We start from the raw sequence: 3,950 nt of genomic DNA, 5'->3' as shown, positions 1-3,950 counted from the left end.
GTCGCGGACCTTCCAGAACTGCTGGATGAAGGCGTCGCGCTGGTAGTCCTGCCGGAGCGTCGCGAACAGCCGGCGCTCGGCGGTGGTGATCAGGGGCTCGACTTCGTCCAGCCAGCGCCGGTGGCGCTCGGAGAGCTCCGCCGCCGCGGCTTCCGGCTCGTCGTCGCCGACCGCCAGCGCCGGCGGCACGCCGTCGTCCGGCGGCCCGTCGACCGGCGGCTGGCCGAAGACCGCGGCCGCGCAGAGCGCGCCGAGCAGCGCAAACAGACCGGCGAGGCAGGCCTGGTGTCGGGGTGCTCCAGCGTGGGCGCCCGCCGGCGGGCGCCCACATCGGGCCGCCCCTACGTCGGATCCGGGTATCTCGAGGGCGCCTGTGAAATCGCTCATCTGGTAGGATGCCGGGACTCGCACAGCCGAAGATACGCCCCGGCCGTGCCGCGGGATGCAATCCTACCCCCGAATCGTGCCGCTGGCGTCCGCCGCCTCGAGCCGGTGACGAGTCGCCGGGTGCACAGGCCGGTTGGCTGTCGCGGCGGGCCGACAGCAGCGGCCCCCCCCGCCCCGGCAGCGCTGACGCACGAGACGCTGGCCCCGCACCCAGCCTGAGCTTCGGGCAACCAGTGGAAGAAGTTTTTCGCGCAAAGGGGGTAGACAAACTTTTCGCCCTGTGGCAGAGTCGGGTTGGACGATCCTTCCCGAAGGAGTGCCGATGCCCGAAGACCCTCGCCGTTTGGCCACGCTGCAGCAGAGCGGCCGAAGCTTCGAGCCGGAGGAGCTGGAGCAGATCTGCTGGACCGTGGAGAGTTTCCCGAGCTTGTCGCGCACGGAGCTTGCGCAGACGCTGTGTGAGCATCTGAAGTGGCGCACGGCCACTGGCAGCGCGAAGCTGGATGCTTGCCGGAAGCTGTTGGAGAAGCTGGAGAAGCAGGGGCGAGTGCGGCTGCCGGCGAAGCGGGCGTGCAGGAGGTCGGCGCGGGGCAACATACGCCGGGTCTATAGCCGCGAGACGGAGCCTGGAGAGCCCTTGGAGGGTCGGCTCGAGGAGTTGGGGGAGGTGAAGTTGGAAATCGTCGACAGCCGTGCGCAGACGCGACTATGGGCCGAGTATGTGGATCGCTACCACTACCTGGGCTACCGCCGGCCGTTCGGCTGCGCGGTGCGCTACTTCGTGAGGTGTGAGCAAGGACTTTTGGGTTGTGTGCTGTTGGCCGGAGCGGCCAAGGCGGTGACAGTGCGGGATCGGTGGATCGGTTGGAACGACTCGCAACGGCTCCAGCGGCTGGCGTGGGTGGTGAACAACACGCGGTTTTTGATCTTCCCGTGGATCCGGATTCGCCACCTGGCCAGCCACGTGTTGGGCCAGCTGCGGCGGCGGGTGCGAGAGGACTGGCAGCAGCTGTGGGGCTACCAGCCGGTGCTGCTGGAGACGTTCGTGGACCCGCAGCGTTTCCACGGCACCTGCTACCGGGCGGCGGGGTGGATCGAGTTGGGTTTGACCACCGGTGAGGGCCTGCGCCGCCCCGGGCGTCGTTACACCAGTACGCCGAAACGGATGTTCGTGCGCCCGGTGGTGCGGGAGTTCCGCCGTCAGCTGTGCGTGGTGGAAGGCAGCGGCCATGAGTAAGCCCTCCCGCCGTCCCGCGCGCGAACTTCAGAAGGCACGCCTCAGAGCTCAGAAGAAGCTGCGCCAGAAGCAGCGGGCCGAAGGGCTGGAGGTGTCGGGGCAGCCGACGCTGCCCAACCGCAAGAGTCAGCTGAGCACGCGCGAAGAAGAGCAGCAGCAGCGCCAGGATACGGTGGTGGAGCATTTCAAGGTTCTCGGCGACCAGCTGCGGCGGTTGATTCCACGGCTGGCGAAGATCCCGGATCCGCGAAACCCCAGAAAGACCAAGCACGTGCTGACGTCGGTGCTGGTTTACGGCATCCTGAGCTTCGTCTTTCAGATGGCCTCGCGGCGCGAGGCCAACCGCAAGATGACCCTGCCGATGTTCCAGGAGAACCTGAAGCTCTTGGTTCCGGAGCTGGAAGATCTACCCCACCACGATACGCTTTACCGCCTGTTGGCGCGCATCGATGTCGAGCAGATCCAGCAAGCGCATATGGACTTGGTCCAGGCCTTGATCCGGCGCAAGAAGTTCCGGCGCTACCGGATCGGCGGTTTCTACCCGATCGCGATCGATGGTACCCAGAAGTTGTTCCGTACCTGGCGCTTCGACGACCACGCGCTCGAGCGTCCGGTGGGCTCGGGGGAGGAGGCCTCCAAGCAGTACTACGTCGTCGTCGTCGAGGCCTGTCTGGCGTTTCGCAATGGCCTGGTGCTGCCCTTGCTGAGCGAGTTTCTGACCCTCCACGAAGGCGCCAGCCAGAGCGAGACTCAGGACTGCGAGTCGCAGGCCTTCAAACGGTTGGCCAAACGGCTCAAGCAGCACTTCCGGCGACTGAAGATCCTGCTGTTGCTCGACGGGCTGTATCCCAATGGCCCGATCATGGCGCTGTGCCGGCGCTACCATTGGCAGTTCATGATCGTCTTGCAGAACTCATCCCTGCCCAGGGTCTGGGAGGAGTTCGAGGGTCTCAAGCAGCTCCAGCCCAACAACCGTCGCCGTTTGCGGTGGGGCAACCGTCACCAGAGCTTCGTGTGGGTCAATGAAATCGAGTACACCTATGGTCGCCACGAAAGCCGGCAGTTGGTGATCCACATGGTGGTCTGCGAGGAGACCTGGGAGGAGGTGGCGCCCTCGGGCGAGATCGTGACCCACCGATCGCGCCATGCCTGGATCTCGAGCGAGCCTCTGAGCGAGCACAACCTGCACTCGCGCTGCAATCTGGCGGCGCGCCACCGCTGGGCCATCGAGACCAACATCCTGGTCGAGAAGCGCCACGGCTACCACTATGAGCACTGCTTTGCCTACAACTGGAACGCCATGAAAGGCTACCACTACTTGATGCGCTTGGGGCACTTCTTCAACGTCCTGGCTCGCTGCACCGAGCGCCTCCAAGAGGTGGTCCGGACTCTGGGAGTCCGTGGCTGGATCGACTTCCTGCGCGAGACGGTTGCCGGGCCTTGGCTGGACGCGCAACGGGTCCGGGCTCAACTCTCCCGGCGATTCCAGATACGCCTCGCCTAGCCCCTCCCCTGCAGCTGGGCTCCAGTCGCCCAGCCTGCCGAGGTACGCCTTGTGTACATCCGGGCATGGCGAGGCCCGGCTTCAGGACCGATTCCCTCGCCCTCGAACCGCTACGACACCGGTTTATCACCGCTCGCAGCAGAGGAAAGCTCTAGAGCTGGCTCTCTGAAGCCCGGGTCATGCCGGCGGAGTAAACCGGCTGACGCTCGTGCGTCAGGGCTGACTGAGCGCTCTGAGCCTTGACATCCTAGACCTCATAGGAGACACTAGCCATGTGCAAATGTCGGCGTCGTCAGAGCGAGCTCCAAGAGCTTGTTCGGCGGCTGGAGAGTCCGTCGTTCGTCCAGTAACGGCCAACCGCTCGAGCGGCTGTTGCCGACTGGAATCGAAGCGAGACTCGCAGAGTCGGCGTACGTGCCGATCGTTATCGCCTTCGCGCCCGCTGAGTCGATACCTGGAGATGGCGTTCCGTCGCCCTTGGGAGCGTCCCGTTAAGGGATAAAGGAAGAGCCTATCTCTAGCTACGTCCTAGTGAACGAGATTGCATGCCTCTACCGTTCCTCGGCTTGGCCATGGATCGCACCGGACAAGAACTAGGGAGAACAGAATGAAGACGACACACCATTGCGCATGGTCTTATGCTTGTCTTGCGGTCTTGGTGATAATCCCCTCACTTGCACAAGCCCAGGTCGGAAACAAAGGTGAGCGCCCGCAAGGAACCAAGCGCGAGTGGTACAACGGCGACCGGGAAGAATGGGTGTGGGTAGTTGGCGATGAAATCGCCGTGCTTCACGATATGCAGAAGACCAAAGCGCTGTCAGC

The 3,950-nt window shown here is 64.5% G+C and carries 4 protein-coding genes; 3 read left to right on the top strand and 1 reads right to left on the bottom strand.

Going from position 1 to position 3,950, the window contains the following annotated elements; all coding sequences use genetic code 11:
• Positions 1-387, bottom strand: a 387-nt coding sequence (locus tag GY769_12875; GenBank protein ID MCP4202813.1) for a hypothetical protein, incomplete at its 3' end; no start/stop codon positions are given.
• Between the two features lie 322 nt (positions 388-709).
• Between GY769_12875 and GY769_12870 the strand changes: the two genes are divergently transcribed.
• The 3 genes from GY769_12870 to GY769_12860 form a co-directional block, all read left to right on the top strand.
• A complete protein-coding gene (locus tag GY769_12870; GenBank protein MCP4202812.1) occupies positions 710-1,624 on the top strand; it encodes a DUF4338 domain-containing protein in 915 nt (304 codons plus the stop codon).
• Positions 1,617-3,128: a transposase family protein gene (locus tag GY769_12865; GenBank protein MCP4202811.1), complete on the top strand. Its 1,512-nt coding sequence runs from the start codon at positions 1,617-1,619 to the stop codon at positions 3,126-3,128. The genes GY769_12870 and GY769_12865 overlap by 8 nt, the downstream gene beginning before the upstream one ends.
• 607 nt (positions 3,129-3,735) lie before the next feature.
• Positions 3,736-3,950: hypothetical protein (locus GY769_12860; GenBank protein MCP4202810.1), on the top strand; the 215-nt coding region annotated here is incomplete at its 3' end.

The sequence above is a fragment of the bacterium genome, assembly GCA_024224155.1.
In the GTDB taxonomy this organism is placed as follows: domain Bacteria; phylum Acidobacteriota; class Thermoanaerobaculia; order Multivoradales; family JAHEKO01; genus CALZIK01.
This window is presented reverse-complemented; position numbering and strand designations above follow the sequence as displayed.